This is a genomic window from Hydrogenophaga sp. SNF1 (assembly GCF_034421675.1).
Taxonomy (GTDB): domain Bacteria; phylum Pseudomonadota; class Gammaproteobacteria; order Burkholderiales; family Burkholderiaceae_C; genus Hydrogenophaga; species Hydrogenophaga borbori.
Genome location: NZ_CP139793.1, coordinates 3,754,901 through 3,773,605 on the forward strand (window position 1 = coordinate 3,754,901; position 18,705 = coordinate 3,773,605).

Here is an 18,705-nt window from a genome sequence, read left to right on the forward strand (position 1 = left end):
GACTGTAGGCAGGCCTAAAGATTCAAATAAGATGGAAATATTCGAAACGTGATTCGAATCTGATATCCCCCAGAATGAACAACAGGTGAGTCAAGGCATGAAGCTCGATCAGCTGCAGCATCTGATGGCCATCGTCGAACACGGCAGCCTGCGCGCGGCCGCCAGGCGCTTGGATATGCCCCAGCCCGCGCTGACGCGCAGCGTGCGGGCCCTAGAGCGGGAACTGGGTGTGAGCTTGTTTGCGCGGGAGACCACAGGCATGGTCCTGACCGCCGAAGGCGTGCGCTTTCATCGCCGGGCCTGCGTCATCACCAGCGAGGCTCAGCGCGCGCGGGAAGAGGTGCAGCACCCGGGGCCGGCCTACGAGGGAACGGTATCGGTGGCCTTGTCGATCATGCCCCACCTGGGCATGCTGCCCGATGCGCTGCCGGTGTTCCGCCATGCCTATCCGAAGGTCAGGCTCAACATCACCGAGAGCCTGATGCCCGGCGTGGAAAGTGCATTGCGCGACGGCGGGCTGGAGTTCTACCTTGGCGCTGCGCCATCGCAGAAGCTGGCGCCGGGCCTGGCAATGCGGCACCTGTGCGACAACACGCGCGTGGTGGTTTGCCGCAAAGGCCACCCACTGGCGCGCGTGCGCAGCCTCAAGGCCCTGGCCGGCGCCGAGTGGGCCAGCACCACCATCGACCACAACGCCGAGCAGGACCTGGCGCGGCTTTTTGCCTCCCACGGTCGGGCCGCGCCGCGCGTGATGCTGAGCGCGCACTCCGCGCTGTCGGTGCAGGTGGCCCTGGTGCGAACCGACCTGCTGGCCATGTTGCCTCGGCAGTGGTTGGACTTCGCCATGACGCGTGACCTGCTGGACGTCATCCCCGTGCGCGAGCGCCTGCCAGCGCCCGCCATCGTGCTGGTGCGCCGACCCGACCTGCCGCTGTCGCCGCCAGCGGAGTTTTTGTGCGACGTGCTGATGCGCCGTCTTCCATCAGCCTGACTGGGTCACCCGGCCGGCGGTGCCTGAGGCCGGCGCCATCGAAGCCGCGATGCGCCCCGCCACCCGCTCGGCCTGCATCGCGATCGTGCGCAGCAACCCGCCCGGCTGGCGGATGTCGTAGCCCACGAAGTGCAACCCCGCCAATGCGCCTTCGCCGTGCAGCACCGTGGGCAGGCCGCGTTCGTCCAGCGGCAGCGGGTGGTTCGGGAACAGCCCCTGCACCAGGGGCTGGTAGCCGGTGGCGAGCACGATGCTGTCGAAGCCCTGCCCCCGTCCGTCGGTGAAGCGAACGCCGCCGCGCATGAGCGTGGCGATGCCGGGGTAGACGGTGATCTCGCCGCGCCGGATGCGCGCGAGGGTGCCGACGTCGATCACCGGCGTCTTGCCCTCGCGGCGCAACTGGCGCAGCGGCGAGGCGGCCGGCGTGCGCAGGCCCCAGCGCGACAGGTCGCCCACGGTGAGCCGGCGCAGCAGCGTGGCGCAGGCGTCGCCGATGGGCTCGGGCAGGCGGGCCAGCGCGATGCTGGAGAGCTGCGTGGGCCGGCCCAGCACGTCGCGCTTGACGATGTTGACCGGCGAGCGCACCGACAGCGCCACCGCCACGCCCTGCTCGGCCAGGTCCAGCGCAATCTCCGCGCCCGTGTTGCCCATGCCCACCACCAGCACACACTGGTCCTTGAACGGCTGGGCGTTGCGGTAATCGTGGCTGTGCAGCACGCGGCCGGTGAAGGCGTCCTGCCCCGGCAGCACCGGCATGCGCGGCTCGCGGTTGGCGCCGGTGGCCAGCACCAGCTGCGCGGCCTCCAGGACCCGGCCGCCAGCGGTGTGCACGCGCCAGCGCGCGCCAGGGTCGGCGCCGGCGGTGATGCGCACCACCGTCTGCCCGCCCAGGGGTTCGATGCGGTGGTGGCGGGCGTAGGCCTCCAGGTAGTCCACCACGCCCTGGCGCGGCACGTAGCGCGGCGCCCCGTCGGGGAACGGCAGGCCCGGCAAGGCCGAGTGCGACTTGACCGTGTGCAGGTGCAGCCGCTCGTAGTGCTCGCGCCAGGACGAGCCCAGCTGCGCGGCCTCGTCGATGACCGTGGCGTCGCGCCCCAGCAGGCGCAGGCCGCCGGCCACCGCCAGGCCCGCGGGCCCGGCGCCGACGATGAGGACGGTGTGGCGATCGCGGGGAGCGGCGGACTCGGTCATGGTGAACGCGAGTGTGAGGGCGCGCGGAGTCGCGCGCCATCGGTGTTCGCCCGTGGCGGCCACCCCGAAGGATCGCGCACGACCCTCCACCACCTGGGGGAGCTGTCTGTACCCCACCCGTGTATCGCCGCCGCGGCGCACACCCTATCGTGCGCAGCCCGGCGCTGGCCGGCCCCGCTTCGCCCACCCACATGGAGAAACGCATGGCATCCCCTCTTGAATGTGCCCAGCTCGCATGGGCCGTCGGCATCGGTCCCATGGCCGGGGGGGCCCACCGCCCCGCCCTGCTGCCGGGCTGGAAGGCCTTGCAAGCGCCGCGCCTGGCGGCGCAGGCCGAGCAAGCCCTGCGCGGCGGCGGCTTCGGCGCCAGGGCGTACCTCAACCCGTCCACGGGGGACATGGTGATGGCCTACCGAGGCCGGGACTTGTTGTCGGCGCTGTCGGCCCCTGCTCGGCAGGACCTGCCCGAGCTGTTGCTGGCGCTGAGCCTGGTGCTCGGCACCCAGGGGGTCGAGATCGGCGCCGAGCAGCGGCGCCAGGCCGTGGCGCACTGCCTCGCGGTGGTGGAGTCGGCCCAGCGGCAGGGACAGGACCCGGGCCGCCTGGTCTTCACCGGTCACGGCATGGGCGCGGCCCTGGCCGCCAGCATGGCCGTCTGGCTGGAGCGCCCCGCCACGCTGTTCGCCGCCGCTCCCTTCACGGTGGTCGGCGAGGGCCTGGGCCACCACGACACCCTCAACCATGTGTCGGTGCACGGCGAACTCATGGGCTACGCGCGCCGCGCCATGCCCTTTGCGGTGAGCGCCCAGCGCGACCGAGTGATCGAGGCGGGTCAGGCGCCGGTGCGGCAGGCCCTCGCCCTGCACCGCATGGACCTGCACCTGGCGCTGCTCCTGGACGAGCGCCTGCCCGCCCTCATGCAACGCCTGCCAGAACTGCTGCCCGCGCTGTGCGGCGGTTCACCCGACCCGGCGCACGACCTGATCGGCCCCCTGATCGAGGACCAGCTGCGCCAGGGCGCGGGCGCCCCCAGCGCCCTTCGGCGCTTCATCGACGATGTCGAGAAGCTGCCCCTGCTGGGCGCGTTCGACACGCAGCCCGGCGGGCGCCAGGCGCTGATCGCGCTGCTGGCCATCCTGCATGGGTCGCCTGCCGGCCGAGGCGCCCGTCCGTCACCGTGGCCGGCGGACGAGGCGCCGCCAGGGCCAGCGGGCGGGACCCCACACCAGCGCCGCCCCGGCGTCGGGGTCGGGGAGCCGGCCTGAGCGGGCCTGTGCGGGCCATCACGCCGGCAGCGCCAGTCCGAAGGCCAGGCCACTGGCCAGGCCCAGGACCAGGCCCGCGAGCACGTCGAGCGGGAAGTGGGCGCCGGTGTGCACGCGCGCCCAGCCGGTGCCCAGGGCCACGGCCGCCATGGCGGCGATCAGCGCCCCGCTGCCGGTGTGCGGCAGCAGCACGCCCAGCACGGCGCCCATCACCAGGGCATGGCTGCTCGGGAAGCCCGCGCGGCCGCCGTGGCCCAGGTGGTTGGCGCACAGGCCCAAGGCAAAGGGCCGCTGCGCCTGCCAGCGGCGCGCCAGGCGCTTGCCCGCCCGCTGCACCAGGCCGGCCCAGGCCAGGCACAGCAGGGCCAGCCCTGGCCCCAGCGGGTGCCGCAGCGACACCAGCCCCACGAGCGCCAGCAAGGGCAGCCAGCTCCAGCGAGCGACCCATCGCGCCAGCGCCAGCGCGGCGGCCGGGCCGCGCCCCGCGCCGAGGCGGCGGAACAGCCAGATGTCGACCCGCAGCCAGGGGCTGGCGGGCGCAAAGGGAAGCGTCTGGTCGGCCATCCGCGCACTGTGCGGCGCGCAGATGACGGGCGCGTGAAGCGCTTCAGGCGCGGTCGGCGCGCGGCGGGTGCGCCGGGGTGTCGCGCAGCGCTTCGGCGCGCTCGCGCATCAGGGCCTGGTCGGCCTCGTTCTGGGTGAGGCTGGCGGCGCGCTCGAAGGCCTCGCGCGCTTCCGCCCGGCGACCCAGCTGTTGCAGCAGGTCGCCGCAGACGGCGCTGAGCCAGGGGTAGCGCGCCAGCGCGGGCTCCTGCAGCAGCGGTGCGAGCACGGCCAGGCCAGCGGCCGGGCCGGCGTGGCGCGACACCGCCACCGCGCGGTTGAGCTCCACCACGGGCGAGGGCGCCAGGCGCGCCAGCTCGGCGTACAGCGCGGCCATGCGCGCCCAGTCGGTGGACTCCACCGAGGCGGCGCTCGCATGGCAGGCGGCGATGGCCGCCTGCAACTGGTAGGGACCGGGCGATTCGGTGATGAGGTCGGCGCGCGACAGCGCGTCCAGCCCGCGGCGGATGAGCAGGCGGTCCCAGCGCGCGCGGTCCTGCTGCTCCAGCAGCACGGGGCGGCCCTGCGCATCGGTGCGCGCGGCGCTGCGCGAGGCCTGGATCTCCAGCAGCGCCTGCAGGCCCAGCGCTTCGGGCTCGCGCGGCATCAGATCGGCCAGCACGCGCGCCAGGCGCAGCGCCTCATCGCACAGCGCGGGGCGCATCCAGTCGCTGCCGCGCGTGGCCGTGTAGCCCTCGTTGAAGATGAGGTAGATGACCTCCAGCACCGAGCCCAGGCGCTCGGCCAGCGCGGGGCCGTGCGGCAGCTCGAAGGGCACGCCCGCGTCGCGCAGGGTGCGCTGCGCGCGCACGATGCGCTGCGCCACGGTGGACTCGGTCTGCAGCACGGCGCGCGCGATCTCGTGTGTGCTCAGGCCGCCCAGCAGCTTGAGCGTGAGCGCCACGCGTGCATCGGCCGAGAGCACGGGGTGGCAGGCGGTGAAGACCAGGCGCAGCAGGTCGTCGCCGATCGGGTCGCGGCGCGCGGCGTCCACCAGCTCGGCCACGTCGGGCGCGCGGTCGGCCTGCAGGGCCACCAGGTCGGCGGCGATGTCGGCCTCGTGCCCCTCGCGCGTGGCGCGCTGGCGCAGGTGGTCGAGCGCGCGGTTGAGCGCGGTGCGCATCAGCCAGGCCCCGGGCTTGTCGGGGATGCCGTCCTTCGGCCAATGCTCCAGGGCCGCCACCAGCGCGTCCTGCGCGATGTCCTCGGCCACGCCGAGGTCGCGCACGCGGCGCATGACAGCGGCCACCACCTGGGCGGACTCCAGTCGCCAGGTGGCGGCGATGCGCTGGTGGACGGCACTGTGCATCGGTCGACGCGCCTCAGGCCTGCTGCGGCTGCTGGGCCTGTTGCGCGAACGCCGCCTCGTCCATGTAGAACACCTCCCACTGGTGACCGTCCGGGTCGGCGAAGCCGTGCTGGTACATGAAGCCGTGGTCCTTGGCCGGGTTGGGCGTGCTGCCGCCGGCGGCCAGGGCCTTGGCGACGAAGGATTCGACCTCGGCGCGGTTCTCGCACGACAGCGCGTTGAGCACGGCCGTGGCCTTGGCCGGTTCGGCCACCGGCAGGTGGGTGAAGGTCTGGAAGTAGGGGCGCACCAGCAGCATCACGTAGACGTGCTCGCTGATGACGATGCAGGCGCCCTGGTCGTTGCTGAACTGCGGATTGAGCGTGAAGCCCAGGCCGGTGTAGAAGGCGCGGGCGCGCGGCAGGTCGGCGACGGGCAGGTTGACGAAGATCTGGCGGGACATGGGGAACTCCTGAGGCGGGGTGGATGGCAGGAAACGTCGGATCAGGCTTGCAGCATCTGGCGGAAGGCCTCCACGCTGGGACCGTCGGCCTGGATTTCGTCGAGCTCGATGAGCTGGCGCACCTCGACCACGGCGGGCTTGCCCTCGCCCACCGGGTTGGGAAAGCGGCGCGACCACTCGATGGCCTCGTCGCGGCTGCGCACCTGGATCAGGGTGTAGCCGGCGATGAGCTCCTTGGCTTCGGCGAAGGGGCCGTCGACGATGCGCGGCGCGCCGGAACCGTGCTGTACCCGCCAGCCCTTGCGGCTGGGGTGCAGGCCCGAGGCGTCGAGCAGCACGCCGGCCCGGGCCAGCTCCTCGTGGAAGCGCAGCATGGCGTCGAACACGGCGGGGTCGGGGCTGGGCGTGGTCTCGGCCTCGAACTCGGGGATGGAGCGCACGATGATCATGAATCGCATGGGACTCTCCTGGACGGCGCGGGCAACCGTTTCGCCCGCTTCATCCCCACGACGGTTCGTCGCCCCGGGTTTCGACGGGGTCGATCTAGGTAAAAACCCTAGGCCCGACTCTCATCGAAGCAGGGCGCCAGGCCGCGCACCTCGACCGTGGCCCACTCGGCCGCCGGGCACTGGCGGGCCAGTTCGATGGCCTCCTCGCGCGTCACGCCGTCGAGCAGAAAGAAGCCGCCCACCATTTCCTTGGCTTCGGCAAAGGGGCCGTCGAGCCGGCGCGCCGCACCGGGCGCCTGGCTCACGCGCACCGCGTCGCCCAGGCCGGCGAGCGACTCCACCGCCCTGAGCTTGCCCTGCGCGCGCAACGCGTCGCCGAAGGCCTGCATACGGGCATAAACCTCGCGGCCCTGCGCCTCGGTGCGCTCGGCGCGCTGGCCGGCGGGCTCGATGATCAACAACATGTAGGACACGGCGCGGGCACTCCCAAGTGGCAAAGCGCGCATCCTAGACGGACAATGCGCCGCCATGAACACCCTGCCGTTCGATGCGTTCCGTGACCAGGCCCTGGCCGAGGGCTTCGATGAGGTATTGGCGCGCCGCTGGGCGCCGAACACGGTGCTCGACACCCACACCCACCCGTTCTCGGTGAAAGCGGTCGTCGCCGAGGGCGAGATGTGGCTCTCCTGCGGCGAAGACACGCAGCACCTGCGGGCGGGTGCGCCTTTCTCCCTGGACCGCGAGGTGCCGCACGCCGAGCGCTACGGCGAGGCCGGCGCGGTGGTCTGGGTGGCGCGGCGCCGCGCAGGCTAGGCGGCGCGGCGCAGCCAGGCGTACCAGCCCATCACGGGCCGGCCCTGCTCGTGCCGTATCGGCCCGGCCTCGATGGCCTGCACCGCAAAACCGTGGGCGGCGGCCAGGCGCTCGATCCGTTCGCGCGAATGCGCGTAGCGCAGGCTGGGCCGCAGCTGCAGGTCGCGTCCGGGATCGGCCTGCTCGACGCTGAAGGCGAAGCGGCCGCCACTGGCCAGGCGTGCGGCGGCGGCGGCGAAGACCGCGTCGAGCGGCCCCACGTAGATGAACACGTCGGCGGCGACGATGAGATCGGCCGGGACCTGGCTGGCGTGCAGGAAGCCGAGCAGGTCGCCGTGCACCACCCCGCGGTAGGCGCCGCTGGCGCGGGCGCGTTCCACCATGGCGTGCGACGCGTCCACGCCCTCCACGGCGTCGGCGATCGGTGCGATCAAGCGGCCGCACAGGCCGGTGCCGCACCCCAGGTCCAGCACCAGGCCGATCCGCCGGCCCTCGGCCAGCAGCGGCTTGAGCAGGGTCTCGGGCGCGGCGTACCGCAACTGCGCGAGCAGGTGGTCCTGAAAGTCGTCCGCGTACTGGTCGAACAGCGCGCCCGCGTACACCGGCGGCGGGGGCGGCGGATCGCGCAGGTCCTGCACCGAAGCGAGGTAGTGCCGGTGCAGCGCGGGCTCGGCGCCGTGCTGCAGGGCCTGTTCGTAGGAGCGCGCGGCCTCCTTGAGCTGACCGCTCTCGCGCAGCAGGTGGCCGCGCTGACTCCAGACCTCGGGCTCGCGCGGGTCGATCTCCAGCGCGTCGTCGAGCGCCTGCAGGGCTTCGCGCCAGCGCTCCTGGCGCAGCTCGCAATGCGACAGCGCGAGGTACAGGCTCGGCAGGAGGGCGCCAAGCCCGATGGCCTGGCGCAGCGCGTGCGCCGCACCAGCCCACTGGTTCAGCGCTTCGCGGCTGAGGCCCAGGGCCGCCCAGGCGTCGCGGTGCGTCGGGTCGGCGAGCAGCGCGGCGTCCAGGCGCTCGATGGCGGCGTCCCATTGGCCCAGCCGGCACAGCGTGACGCCCAGGTTGGCCAGCACCGAAGGCCGGCCCGGCACGAGCGCCTGCGCCGCCTCGTAGTCGGCGCGCGCGGCGTCCAGGCGGCCGGCTTCGAAGTGCGCGTTGCCGGCAAAAAAATGCGCCTTCGCGCGCTCGGTGGTGTCGTCGGACATGGGGCGCTCAGAGCTGGGAGAAGTCCGGCTTGCGGCGCTCCATGAACGCCCCGAAGGCCTCCTTCGCCGCCGGCTCGCGCAGCATGCGGCCGAAGCTCTCGCCCTCTTCGGCGATGGTGCGCAGCACGCGCTCTTCCTGGCCCTTCTTCATGAGCCGCTTGGTCTCGATCAGCGAGCTCAGCGGCTTGGCCGCGAGCTTCTTCGCCACCGACTGCGCGTAGCCGTTCGCTTCGGTGGGCGGCAGCACGCGGTTGACCAGGCCCACCTCCAGCGCGGCCTCGGCCATGAAGGGCTCGCCCAGCAGCAAGGCCTCGGCCGCGCGGTGGTAACCCAGCATCTGCGGCACCAGCAGGCTGCTGGCGGCCTCGGGGCACAGGCCCAGGTTGACGAAGGGCATGGAGAAGGCGGCGTTGTCGCCCGCGTAAACCAGGTCGCAATGGAACAGCAGCGTGGTGCCCACGCCCACCGCCGGGCCGCAGACCGCCGCCAACAGCGGCTTGGGGAAGGTGGCGATGCCCTGGAGGAAACGGAACACCGGCGAGTCCAGCCCGGCCGGCGGGTTGTTCAGGAAGTCGCCGATGTCGTTGCCGGCGGAGAACACGGTCTCGTGACCCTGCAGCAGCACCACGCGCACGCCAGGGTCGTCCACCGCCGAGGCCAGGGCCTCGGCCATGGCGCCGTACATGGCCGAAGTGAAGGAGTTCTTCTTGTCGACGCGGTTGAAGGTGATGGTGCGGATGCCGGCTTCGGTGTGGACGAGGATGTCGCTCATGGTCGTTGGCGGGGAAGGGTTGGAAACAGCAGCCGGGCAAGTTAACACGAAGGCCACCGGGTGGCCCACCTAAACTTCGGCGTTTCCCCCGCCCGTGCCCCCCGCCATGTCGACCCGCCTGCTGCTGATCTGCCTTGCCGCGTGCCTTGCACTGCCCTTGGCCGCGCAGACCCCGCCCACGTCCGCGCCCGCGGCCGATCCCCTGCCCCCGCAGCCCCGGCCGCGCGTGGCGCTGGTGCTCTCGGGCGGCGGCGCGCGCGGCTTCGCGCACGTGGGCGTGATCAAGGCGCTGGAGGCCGCGCGCGTGCCGGTGGACCTGATCGTCGGCACCTCCATGGGCGCCATCATCGGCGGCCTGTACGCCAGCGGCATGACCGGCGAACAGCTCGAGCGCGAGATCCTGACCGTGGAATGGAGCGGCCTCTTCAATACGCGCCAGCCGCGCCAGGTGCTCTCGCAGCGCCGCAAGGAAGAGGACTTCGAGCTCTCGCCCGTGTTGCTGGTGGGCTTTCGCGACGGCGAATTCCGCCTGCCCACGGGCGCGGTGTCCTCACGCTCGCTGGAAATGCTGCTGCGCCGCTACACCCTGCCCACGCGCCACCTGAGCAGCTTCGACGCCCTGCCCACGCGTTTCCGCGCCGTGGCCACCGACATGGAGACCGGCCAGGAGGTGGTGATGGACCGCGGCGACCTGGCCGCCGCGCTGCGCGGCAGCATGTCGGTGCCGGGCGTGTTCTCCCCGCTCGGCATGGACGGCCGCATCCTGGGCGACGGCGGGCTGGTGAACAACCTGCCGGTGAACGTGGCGCGCGCGCTCGGCGCCGAGGTGGTCATCGCCGTCAACATCGGCACGCCGCTGGCCGGGCGCGAGACCCTGGGCTCGCTGGTGGGCATCACCACGCAGATGGTGAACATCCTGACCGAGCAGAACGTGAAGGCCAGCATCGCCCTGCTCACGCCGCGCGACCTGCTGCTCACGCCGCCGCTGGGCACGCTCAGCTCGTCCGACTTCGACCAGGCCAAGGAACTGGTGCGCCTGGGCAACGAGTACGGGCGCACCGTGAACGCGGCGCTGGAGCGCTTCTCGGTCGGCGAGCGCGAGTACGCCGCCTGGACCGGGGCGCGGCGCACACAGGCCGAGCTCAATGCCACGCGCGTGGGCACCATTGCGGGCATCCGCTTCGAGGGCGTGGACGAGACGCGCGCGCAGCGCCTGGGCGTGGGCCTGGAGCACCTGAAGGGCCAGCGCGCCGACGTGCAGCTGATCGAGAACGACATGGAGGCCCTGGCCGCCACCGGCGACTACGAGCGCGTGGACTACCGCCTGGTGCGCAACCCCGACAGCGGCGGCGAAGACCTGGTGGTGGGACTGCGCGAGAACAGCTGGGGGCCGAACTACCTGCGCGTGGGCCTGGACCTGCGCACCGACTTCCGCGGCGAAGGCGCGTTCAACCTGCGCATCAGCCACAACCGCCACTGGCTCACGCCCAGCGGCACCGAGTGGCGCAACCGCGTGCAGCTGGGCGAGACCCTGGGCCTGTACTCCGAGATCTACCAGCCGCTGGACCCGCTGGCCAACACCTTCGTGTCGGCCTATGGCGACCTGAGCGTGCGCAAGGTCGACCTCTACGGCGAGCAAAACCGCCCGCTGGCGCGCATCCAGCGCGAGTCGCTGCGCGTGGGCGCGGACATCGGCTGGCCGATCGGGCGCCAGGGTTCGGTGGGCGACATGCGACTGGGCGTGGTGGCCAGTTCGCGGCGTTCGTCGCTGGAGCTGGTTCAGCCGGGCTTGAACCTGCAGCCCGACGTGCTGGACGTGCACTGGCGCGAAGCCGGCCTGCGCGCGGCAGTGATGGCCGACCAGCTCGACTATGCGAACTTCCCGTCGCGCGGCTACCGGGCCTTCGGCGAGGTGGTGGTGGGCAAGCGCCATGTGCGCGGCGGCGAGCGCAGCAGCTTCGCGCGGCTCGAGGGCTCGTACACCGGCGTGCGCAGTGTCGGCGAGCACACCTTCAACCTGGGCCTGCGCTTCGCGCACGCCAACAACATCCCCATCGGGGCGATCGACGAGTACTCGCTGGGCGGGTTCCAGAACCTGTCGGGCTTCCGCTCGGGACAGGTGGCCGGCAACTACCTGGCCTTCGGCCGCCTCACCTACTACCGCCGCCTGCCCTGGAACATCGGCATCGCGCGCGCGATGTTCGCGGGCGGCTCCATCGAGGCGGGCAACGCCTGGCTGGACCGGCGCGACGTGTCCTTTCGCCACCTGCTCGCCGGCGGCAGCCTGTTCGTGGGGGCGGACACGGGGATCGGCCCCCTCTACCTGAGCGTGGTGAGCGCGCCCAAGGGGTTCACGGGGCTGTACCTGTTCCTCGGCCGGCCCTGAACGCCCGCGGCCCCGGGCCGCCGGCGAAGCGCCTCACTCCTTGAAGTACACCACCTGGTGGGTGGTGGCCAGCAGCGCCCCCGCCTGGCTCCACACCTGCGCGCGCTGATCGAAGTAGCCATTGCGAAAGGCGCTGGCCTGCGCCTGGCCCAGCAGCCAGCCCTCGCCCACCGCCGCCAGCTCGGTGGCCCCGGCGTGGAAGTACACCGTCATCGACACCGTGCCCGCCGGCACGCGCGTGGCGCGGCGCAGCCACACGCGCGGGTAGAAGACGTCGCACAGCGCCACGAGGGCCGGGAAGTCCAGCGGGCGCGGCGGCTCGTCGCGCATCCACACCGTGGTGCGGCTGGACTCGCCCGTGCCGTCCCACACGCGCGGCATCGCACCTTCGGGAAAGCGCAGGTCGTAGCGCTTGACCCATTCCACCGGCGCCATCATCGAGGGCTTGCCCAGCGCCGCAGGCGACAGCACCGGCGGCAAGGGCTCTTCCTGCGCGCCCCAGGTGTCGCGCCGCACCGCGGTGAGCGCGGTGGCGCTCAGCACCGTCTCGCCGCCCTGCTCGATGCTCACCGCCCAGTGCTGCGTGGAGCGGTTGGTGCGCACCGTCTGCGCCTCCACCTCGAAAGCGCCGTCGTTCAGCGCGGCGCAGAAGTTGACGGTGAGCGCCACCGGCTCGCCCAGGCGATCGGGGTGCAGCAGAAGGGCGTTGAGCGCGGTGGCCGCCGTGATGCCGCCGAAGGGGCCGACCATGTTGGCCCAGGCCGGATCGGTGCGGCCGCTGTAACGGCCATCGGCCCTGGTGTCGAGGGCAATGGCCCGGTCAAAAAGGTGCGAATTCATCCGCGGCAGTGTGCACCAGCGGCGTGCACCCGCCCCCCGACTGTCCGCCGACCGACAGTCCGACTGTTGCCTGCGCGACAAGCGCGTGACGGGCGGCGGGCGTTCCGCCGAAATCCATAGCAGCGCCACCGCGCCGCGTGGGGTTTCCCCTCATTCTTGATATGGGTCGCTTGCTCACAATGCCCCTCCTACATGGCACCGAACACCCCCAACGACTGCATTCTCGAAGCGCGCGGACTGGTGAAGGAGTTCAAGGGCTTCGTCGCCGTGAACGACGTGAACCTGCGCGTGCGGCGCGGCCAGATCCACGCGCTCATCGGACCCAACGGCGCGGGCAAGACCACGGTCTTCAACCTGCTCACCAAGTTCCTCATCCCCACGCGCGGGCAGATCCTCTACAACGGCGAGGACATCACACCGCAAAAGCCCGCCCAGGTGGCGCGCCGGGGCATGGTGCGCTCGTTCCAGATCTCGGCCACCTTCCCGCACCTGAGCGTGCGCGAGAACGTGCGCATCGGCCTGCAGCGCGCCACCGGCCAGTCCTTCCACTTCTGGAAGAGCAAGAAGGTGCTCGACCGGCTCGACGAGCGCGCGATGGCCCTGCTCGACACCGTGGGCCTGTCCGAGTTCGCCGACTGGGTCACGGTGGAGCTGTCCTATGGACGCAAGCGCGCGCTGGAGATCGCCACCACGCTGGCCACCGAGCCCGAGCTGATGCTGCTCGACGAGCCCACGCAGGGCATGGGCCACGAGGACGTGGAGCGAGTGACGCAACTCATCAAGAAGGTGTCGGCCAACCGCACGGTGCTGATGGTGGAGCACAACATGAACGTGGTGTCGAGCATCGCCGACACCATCAGCGTGCTGCAGCGCGGCCAGGTGATCGCCGAGGGCGACTACGCCACCGTGTCGGCCAACCCGCAGGTGCTGGAGGCCTACATGGGCAGCGCCGACGCGCAGCTGCAGGGGGCGCATTGACATGGGCCCCCACGCTCATCACTTCGTGTATTCGCTGCCCCCCGAGGGGGCGCTGGCCTCCCTTGGGGCGGCCCGGCGGGAGGCCTGATGTCCGAAGAACTGCTCAGCCTCAGCGGCGTGAACGCCTGGTATGGCGAGTCGCACATCCTGCACGGCGTCGACCTGCAAGTGAACCGCGGCGAGGTCGTGACCCTGCTGGGCCGCAACGGCGCCGGCCGCACCACCACGCTCAAGGCCATCATGGGCATGGTGGGCAAGCGCACCGGCTCCATTCGGCTCTTCGGGCAGGAGACGGTGAACATGCCGACGCACCAGGTGGCGCGCCTGGGCCTGGGCTACTGCCCCGAGGAGCGCGGCATCTTCGCCAGCCTGAGCTGCGAGGAGAACCTGCTGCTGCCGCCCGTGGTGGCCGATGGCGGCATGCCGCTCGACGAACTCTACGAACTGTTCCCCAACCTCAAGGAGCGCCGCCACAGCCCGGGCACGCGCCTGTCGGGCGGCGAACAGCAGATGCTCGCGGTGGCGCGCATCCTGCGCACCGGCGCCAAGCTGCTGCTGCTCGACGAAATTTCCGAAGGCCTGGCGCCGGTCATCGTGCAGACGCTGGCGCGCACCATCCGCACACTGCGCGAGCGCGGCTTCACCATCGTGATGGTCGAGCAGAACTTCCGTTTCGCGGCGCCGCTGGCCGACCGCTTCTACGTCATGGAACATGGCCGCATCGTGGAGAGCTTCGGCGCCGCCGATCTCGACGCGAAGATGGGCATGTTGCACGAGTACCTCGGCGTCTGATACCGATCGCCAGGGTTTGGATCTTTCCACGTTCACACACCGATGAAGGAGACGACGACATGAAGACGACGAAGAAGTTGCTGGCCACCGCGGCGGCGGCCATGCTGGCGGCGGGGGCCGCGCACGCGCAGATCTCCGATGGCGTGATCAAGATCGGCGTGATGAACGACATGTCGGGCCTGTACGCCGACATCGGCGGCCCCGGCTCGGTGCTCGCCGCGCGCATGGCGGTCGAGGACTTCGCGCCCGAGAAGAAGGGCATGAAGGTCGAGGTCGTCTCGGCCGACCACCAGAACAAGCCCGACGTGGGCTCCACCGTGGCCCGCACCTGGTACGACGTGGACAAGGTGGACGCCATCTTCGATGTGCCCACCTCGTCCGTGGCGCTGGCCATCAACCAGATCACCAAGGAAAAGGGCAAGGCCTTCATCAACACCGGCGCGGCGACCTCCGACCTGACCGGCAAGCAGTGCAGCCCCAACACCGTGCACTGGCTGTACGACACCTGGATGCTGGCCAACGGCACCGGCGGGGCGATCGTGAAAACCGGCGGCGACACCTGGTTCTTCCTGACCGCCGACTACGCCTTCGGCCATGCGCTGGAGCGCGACACCGAGGCCGTGGTGCTCAAGAACGGCGGCAAGGTGCTGGGCAAGGTGCGCACGCCCTTCCCGGGCAGCGACTTCAGCTCCTTCCTGCTGCAGGCCCAGGCCTCCAAGGCCAAGATCATCGGCCTGGCCAACGCCGGCGGCGACACCATCAACAGCATCAAGCAGGCGGCCGAATTCGGCATCACCAAGGGTGGCCAGAACCTGGCCGGCCTGCTGGTGTTCCTGCCCGACGTGCACGGCCTGGGCCTGGCCACCGCGCAGGGCCTGATCTTCACCGAGACCTTCTACTGGGACCTGAACGACCAGACCCGCGCCTGGAGCAAGCGCTTCGCCGAGCGCAACGGCGGCAAGTACCCCAGCTCCGACCACGCGGGCGTGTACGCCTCGGTGCTGCACTACCTGAAGGCGGTGGAGGCCGGCAAGACCGACGACGGCACCAAGGTGGTGGCCAAGATGAAGGAGATGCCGACCGACGATCCGCTGTTCGGCAAGGGCACGATCCGCGCCGACGGCCGCAAGATCCACCCGGCCTACCTGTTCGAGGTCAAGAAACCCTCGGAGTCGAAAGGCCCCTACGACTACTACAAGGTCCGCGCCACCATCCCCGCCGAGCAGGCCTTCCGTCCCCTCAAGGACGGCGAGTGCTCGCTCGTGAAGTAAGCACCGGAGCGTTCTGAGCATGACCGAGATCTTCGGCGTCCCCACCGCGGCCCTGTTCGGGCAATTGCTGATCGGGCTGATCAACGGCTCGTTCTATGCCCTGCTGTCGCTGGGGCTGGCCGTGATCTTCGGTCTGCTCAACATCATCAACTTCACGCACGGCGCCCAGTACATGATGGGCGCCTTCGTGGCCTGGCTGCTGCTCAACAAGCTGGGCGTCGGCTACTGGTGGTCGCTGCTGATCGCGCCTGTCGTGGTCGGGGCCACCGGGGTGCTGATCGAGCGCTTCATGCTCAAGCGGCTCTACCAGCTCGACCACCTCTACGGTCTGCTGCTGACCTTCGGCATCGCGCTCATCATTCAGGGCCTGTTCCGCCACGAGTACGGCTCCTCGGGGCAACCCTATGCGATCCCGCCGCAGCTCATGGGCGCGCAAAACCTGGGCTTCATGTTCCTGCCCAACTACCGCGGCTGGGTCGTGGGCGCCTCGCTGATCGTCTGCCTGAGCACCTGGTTCGTCATCGAGCGCACCAAGCTCGGCGCCTACCTGCGCGCGGCCACCGAGAACCCCACGCTGGTACAGGGCTTTGGCGTGAACGTGCCGCGCATGATCACGCTCACCTATGGCTTCGGCGTGGGCCTGGCCGCCTTGGCCGGTGTCATGGCCGCCCCCATCTACCAGGTGAGCCCGCAGATGGGCTCGGACCTGATCATCGTGGTGTTCGCGGTGGTGGTGATCGGCGGCATGGGCTCCATCATGGGCGCCATCCTCACGGGCTTCGGCCTGGGCATCATCGAAGGCCTCACCAAGGTCTTCTACCCCGAGGCCTCCAGCACGGTGATCTTCGTCATCATGGCCATCGTGCTGCTGATCCGGCCCGCGGGGCTGTTCGGAACCCAGAAGTGAGCGCCGCCATGAGCACCTCGACCACCACCATCGCCCACGCGGGCAGCGCCCACAAGGCCCCCGCCGGCACCTCGTCCCTGGTCATCGCCTTCGCCATCATGGCCGCGTTCTTCCTGATCGCGCCGGCGATCGTGTACCCGGTGTTCCTGATGAAGGTGATGTGCTTCGCGCTCTTCGCCTGCGCCTTCAACCTGCTCATCGGCTTCAGCGGCCTGCTGTCCTTCGGCCACGCCATGTTCCTCGGCGGTGCCGGCTACGCCTCGGCGCACGCCGCCAAGGTCTGGGGCTTCACGCCGGAGCTGGCCATCCTCTTCGGCACCTGCTGCGCGGTGCTGCTGGGCGTGGTGGTGGGCGCGCTGGCCATCCGCCGCCAGGGCATCTATTTCGCCATGATCACCCTCGCGCTGGCGCAGATGGTGTTCTTCTTCAGCCTGCAGGCCCGGTTCACCGGCGGCGAAGACGGCATCCAGGCGGTGCCACGCGGCCAGCTCTTTGGCCTGATCGACCTGAGCCAGCCCATGGCCATGTACGCCGTGGTGTTCGTGGTCTTCTTCGCAGGGTTCCTGCTGATCTGGCGCGTGGTGCACTCGCCCTTCGGCCAGGTGCTGCAGGCCATCCGCGAGAACGAGGCGCGCGCCACCTCGCTGGGCTACGACACCGACCGCTACAAGCACCTGGCCTTCGTGCTGTCGGCCGGCCTGGCCGGCGCGGCCGGCGCCACCAAGGCCATCGTGTTCCAGCTCGCCTCGCTCACCGACGTGCACTGGAGCATGTCCGGCGAGGTGGTGCTGATGACGCTGCTCGGCGGCATGGGCACGCTGTTCGGCCCGGTGGTGGGCGCGGCCATCATCGTCTCGATGCAAAACTACCTCGCCCAGCTCGGCGCCTGGGTGACGGTGGTGCAGGGCGTGATCTTCGTGATCTGCGTGCTCGCCTTCCGCCGCGGCGTGGTGGGCGAGATCGCGAACCTGATCAAAAGACCGCTGTAGCGCCGCCGCCGCCCGCGGGCGGCGCGCGGCTGGACCTCTGGGCGAGGCGGGTGCGACGGCTCAGACCACGCCTGGCGCCTTGCCCGACGCCACCGCCGGCCGCTCGGCCACCGGCGGGTCGAGCCCAGGGGCAGGGTGACCGTCGAGCTTGCCCGCCCACTGGGCGACCACCGCCGTCGCGATGCCGTTGCCGATCACGTTGGTGCCGGTGCGGCCCATGTCCAGCAGCACGTCCACACCCATGAGAAAAGGCGCCCCGAGGGACGCCTTCGTCATGGCGGAAGCGGTCCTTACACCCGCTCGAAGATCCCCGCCGCACCCTGCCCCATGCCCACGCACATGGTGACCATGCCGTACCGCTTCTGGTGGCGCTTGAGCGCGTGCACCACGGTGGCCGAGCGGATGGCGCCGGTGGCGCCCAGCGGGTGCCCCAGGGCGATCGCCCCGCCCATGGGGTTGACCTTGGCCGGGTCCAGGCCCAGGGTGTTGATGACCGCGATCGACTGGGCCGCGAAGGCCTCGTTGAGCTCGATCCAGTCCATGTCGTCCTGCTTCAGGCCGGCGTAGCGCAGCGCGGCGGGAATCGCCTCCACGGGGCCGATGCCCATGATGTGCGGCGGCACACCGCGGCTGGCGTAGCTCACGAAGCGCGCCAGCGGCGTGAGGCCGAAGCGCTTGACCGCGGCCTCGCTGGCCAGGATCAGCGCGCCCGCGCCGTCGCTGGTCTGCGAGCTGTTGCCCGCCGTGACCGAGCCGCGCGCCGCGAACACGGTGCGCAGCTTGGCCAGGCCTTCCAGGCTGGTGTCGGGGCGCGCGCCTTCGTCCAGGTCCACGGTGCGCGTGCGTTTGTTCACCTCGGCGGTGTCCAGGTTCACCGCGCGCTCGGTCACGTCCACCGGCGTGATCTCGTTGGCGAACTCGCCATTCTTCATGGCCATGACCGCGCGCTGGTGCGACTGCAGCGCGAACGCGTCCTGCGCCTCGCGCGACACCTTCCACTGCTGCGCGACCTTCTCGGCCGTGAGGCCCATGCCGTAGGCAATGCCGTACTGCTCCACGTCCTGGGTGTTGGCGAAGATGGCGGGCGACAGGCTGGGCGAATTGCCCATCATGGGCACCATGCTCATGCTTTCGGTGCCGGCGGCGATCATCACGTCGGCCTCGCCCACGCGGATGCGGTCGGCCGCCATGGCCACGGCCGACAGGCCCGAGGCGCAGAAGCGGTTGACCGTGATGCCGCCCACGCTGTTGGGCAGGCCGGCGAGGATGGCGCCAATGCGCGCCACGTTCAGCCCCTGCTGCGCCTCGGGAATGGCGCAGCCACAGATCACGTCTTCGATGGCCTTGGGATCCAGCCCTGGCGCCTGCGCGAGCGCCGAGCGCAGCGCCAGGGCCAGCAGGTCGTCGGGTCGCAGGTGCTTGAACGCGCCCTTGTGCGACCGCCCGATGGGCGTGCGCGTGGCGGCGACGATGTAGGCGTCTTGAACTTGCTTGCTCATGGTCGGTTC

The 18,705-nt window shown here is 70.9% G+C and carries 20 protein-coding genes; 9 read left to right on the forward strand and 11 right to left on the reverse strand.

Annotation, left to right across the window (positions count from 1 at the left end; all coding sequences use genetic code 11):
- The first annotated feature begins 97 nt into the window (after nt 1-97).
- On the forward strand, nt 98-991 hold the full coding sequence (locus SOM08_RS18005) for a LysR family transcriptional regulator (RefSeq protein ID WP_204743051.1): 894 nt from the start codon (nt 98-100) through the stop codon (nt 989-991).
- Here the strand turns inward: SOM08_RS18005 and SOM08_RS18010 are convergent.
- Nucleotides 983-2,182, reverse strand: a complete 1,200-nt coding sequence (locus SOM08_RS18010) for an NAD(P)/FAD-dependent oxidoreductase (protein ID WP_322469438.1) — start codon at nt 2,180-2,182, stop codon at nt 983-985. The two genes, SOM08_RS18005 and SOM08_RS18010, sit on opposite strands and share 9 nt — an antisense overlap.
- Nucleotides 2,183-2,385: 203 nt before the next feature.
- On the opposite strand from SOM08_RS18010, the gene SOM08_RS18015 reads away from it, so the two are divergent.
- The gene (locus tag SOM08_RS18015; protein ID WP_322469439.1) at nt 2,386-3,447 is read left to right on the forward strand and encodes a hypothetical protein; all 1,062 of its coding nucleotides are present in this window, start codon (nt 2,386-2,388) and stop codon (nt 3,445-3,447) included.
- Between the two features lie 18 nt (nt 3,448-3,465).
- Here the strand turns inward: SOM08_RS18015 and SOM08_RS18020 are convergent, their stop codons facing one another.
- From SOM08_RS18020 to SOM08_RS18040, 5 genes are all read right to left on the reverse strand, one after another.
- Nucleotides 3,466-4,011: a phosphatase PAP2 family protein gene (locus SOM08_RS18020; RefSeq protein WP_322469440.1), complete on the reverse strand. Its 546-nt coding sequence runs from the start codon at nt 4,009-4,011 to the stop codon at nt 3,466-3,468.
- Nucleotides 4,012-4,054: 43 nt separating this feature from the next.
- Nucleotides 4,055-5,359 carry an RNA polymerase sigma factor gene (locus SOM08_RS18025; protein WP_322469441.1) on the reverse strand — a complete coding sequence of 435 codons (1,305 nt, stop codon included), beginning with the start codon at nt 5,357-5,359 and terminating at the stop codon, nt 4,055-4,057.
- A gap of 13 nt (nt 5,360-5,372) precedes the next feature.
- Nucleotides 5,373-5,801, reverse strand: coding sequence for a VOC family protein (locus SOM08_RS18030; RefSeq protein ID WP_116960743.1), 429 nt, complete (start codon nt 5,799-5,801; stop codon nt 5,373-5,375).
- A gap of 41 nt (nt 5,802-5,842) precedes the next feature.
- Nucleotides 5,843-6,259: a YciI family protein gene (locus tag SOM08_RS18035; protein ID WP_116960744.1), complete on the reverse strand. Its 417-nt coding sequence runs from the start codon at nt 6,257-6,259 to the stop codon at nt 5,843-5,845.
- Between the two features lie 98 nt (nt 6,260-6,357).
- Nucleotides 6,358-6,723, reverse strand: a complete 366-nt coding sequence (locus SOM08_RS18040) for a YciI family protein (protein ID WP_070397168.1) — start codon at nt 6,721-6,723, stop codon at nt 6,358-6,360.
- Nucleotides 6,724-6,778: 55 nt separating this feature from the next.
- On the opposite strand from SOM08_RS18040, the gene SOM08_RS18045 reads away from it, so the two are divergent.
- Nucleotides 6,779-7,063 carry a cupin domain-containing protein gene (locus tag SOM08_RS18045; RefSeq protein ID WP_116960746.1) on the forward strand — a complete coding sequence of 95 codons (285 nt, stop codon included), beginning with the start codon at nt 6,779-6,781 and terminating at the stop codon, nt 7,061-7,063.
- Here SOM08_RS18045 and SOM08_RS18050 read toward each other — a convergent pair.
- Both SOM08_RS18050 and SOM08_RS18055 read right to left on the reverse strand, forming a co-directional pair.
- Complete coding sequence (locus SOM08_RS18050; protein ID WP_322469442.1) at nt 7,060-8,262, reverse strand: tetratricopeptide repeat protein; 1,203 nt, start codon at nt 8,260-8,262, stop codon at nt 7,060-7,062. The genes SOM08_RS18045 and SOM08_RS18050 overlap by 4 nt on opposite strands.
- Nucleotides 8,263-8,269: 7 nt before the next feature.
- Entirely contained in the window at nt 8,270-9,034 is a 765-nt protein-coding gene (locus SOM08_RS18055; protein WP_116960748.1) for an enoyl-CoA hydratase, read from the reverse strand.
- Between the two features lie 106 nt (nt 9,035-9,140).
- On the opposite strand from SOM08_RS18055, the gene SOM08_RS18060 reads away from it, so the two are divergent.
- On the forward strand, nt 9,141-11,420 hold the full coding sequence (locus SOM08_RS18060) for a patatin-like phospholipase family protein (protein ID WP_322469443.1): 2,280 nt from the start codon (nt 9,141-9,143) through the stop codon (nt 11,418-11,420).
- 33 nt (nt 11,421-11,453) lie between these two features.
- Here SOM08_RS18060 and SOM08_RS18065 read toward each other — a convergent pair whose 3' ends face one another.
- Entirely contained in the window at nt 11,454-12,260 is an 807-nt protein-coding gene (locus SOM08_RS18065; protein ID WP_322469444.1) for a thioesterase family protein, read from the reverse strand.
- A gap of 192 nt (nt 12,261-12,452) precedes the next feature.
- Here SOM08_RS18065 and SOM08_RS18070 point away from each other — a divergent pair, with 192 nt between their 5' ends.
- From SOM08_RS18070 to SOM08_RS18090, 5 genes are all read left to right on the forward strand, one after another.
- Entirely contained in the window at nt 12,453-13,238 is a 786-nt protein-coding gene (locus SOM08_RS18070; protein WP_116960751.1) for an ABC transporter ATP-binding protein, read from the forward strand.
- Between the two features lie 87 nt (nt 13,239-13,325).
- The gene (locus SOM08_RS18075) at nt 13,326-14,030 is read left to right on the forward strand and encodes an ABC transporter ATP-binding protein (RefSeq protein ID WP_116960752.1); all 705 of its coding nucleotides are present in this window, start codon (nt 13,326-13,328) and stop codon (nt 14,028-14,030) included.
- A gap of 59 nt (nt 14,031-14,089) precedes the next feature.
- The gene (locus SOM08_RS18080) at nt 14,090-15,301 is read left to right on the forward strand and encodes an ABC transporter substrate-binding protein (RefSeq protein ID WP_116960753.1); all 1,212 of its coding nucleotides are present in this window, start codon (nt 14,090-14,092) and stop codon (nt 15,299-15,301) included.
- Between the two features lie 19 nt (nt 15,302-15,320).
- On the forward strand, nt 15,321-16,208 hold the full coding sequence (locus SOM08_RS18085; RefSeq protein ID WP_322469445.1) for a branched-chain amino acid ABC transporter permease: 888 nt from the start codon (nt 15,321-15,323) through the stop codon (nt 16,206-16,208).
- 8 nt (nt 16,209-16,216) lie between these two features.
- Nucleotides 16,217-17,197 (forward strand): branched-chain amino acid ABC transporter permease, encoded by a 981-nt coding sequence (locus SOM08_RS18090; RefSeq protein ID WP_116960817.1) that lies wholly within the window; start codon nt 16,217-16,219, stop codon nt 17,195-17,197.
- A 60-nt stretch (nt 17,198-17,257) separates the two neighbouring features.
- On the opposite strand, the gene SOM08_RS18095 is transcribed toward SOM08_RS18090, so the two are convergent.
- Together SOM08_RS18095 and SOM08_RS18100 are read right to left on the reverse strand one after the other, a co-directional pair.
- Entirely contained in the window at nt 17,258-17,473 is a 216-nt protein-coding gene (locus tag SOM08_RS18095; protein ID WP_322469446.1) for a cation:dicarboxylate symporter family transporter, read from the reverse strand.
- Between the two features lie 14 nt (nt 17,474-17,487).
- Nucleotides 17,488-18,696, reverse strand: coding sequence for an acetyl-CoA C-acyltransferase (locus SOM08_RS18100; protein WP_116960756.1), 1,209 nt, complete (start codon nt 18,694-18,696; stop codon nt 17,488-17,490).
- Between the last annotated feature and the right edge of the window lie 9 nt (nt 18,697-18,705).